Here is a 755-nt window from a genome sequence, read left to right on the forward strand (position 1 = left end):
AAATACGTCCAACGCTTCATCCGGGAAGCCCAAATTTTAGCCCAACTGGAGAGGGACCCCAACCCCCACATCGTCCGCGTCAAGGACTTATTTGAAGAATCGGACTCCCATTGTCTGGTGATGGAATTTATCGAGGGCCAAAACCTCTATACTCTGGTGCAGGAACAAGGCCCCCTTTCGGAAGCCACCGCCCTGGCGTTAATTTGTCCCGTGGCTCAGGCTTTGGCACAGGTGCATCGCGCTGGTATTGTTCACCGGGATGCCACCCCGGTTAATATCATGTTGCGAGGTAACCGTCAGCCGGTATTGATTGATTTTGGCATCGCTGGAAATGTCGTCCCCAGTGTCACCAGTTCCAAGATTTTTGGCAATCAGGCTTTTGCACCCTACGAACAGTTAATTAAAGGCGATCGCTCCCCTACTGTCGATATTTACACTCTGGCAGCATCTCTGTATTATGCCGTAACGGGGCAGTTGCCGAGGGACTGTTTTTCCCGCAAGGTGGACCGGGAAGAGTTGGTGCCGCCCAAGAATTTGGCATCGGTGAGCGATGCTATTAATGATGCGATTATGGCGGGGATGGCGTTAAATAAAACGCGGCGCCCTCAGTCGATGCAGGAGTGGTTAAAGCTGTTGGAACCGCCGAAACGCACCCCCCTTTACCGACCAAAAACCACTTCTTTTTCCTTTGACATCGTTACGGTCAATTCCAATGGACAACAAATTAACCGCCGTCGCGGTCAGGCTGAATGTAT

At 51.7% G+C, this 755-nt stretch carries 1 protein-coding gene; it reads left to right on the top strand.

Features of this window, described 5'->3' with window-relative positions; genetic code table 11:
• Nucleotides 1-755 (top strand): serine/threonine-protein kinase (locus B9T16_RS29045; RefSeq protein WP_410246433.1); only part of this gene is annotated, 755 nt, incomplete at both ends.

The sequence above is a fragment of the Arthrospira sp. PCC 8006 genome (genome assembly GCF_046480465.1).
GTDB classification, from domain to species: domain Bacteria; phylum Cyanobacteriota; class Cyanobacteriia; order Cyanobacteriales; family Microcoleaceae; genus Limnospira; species Limnospira platensis.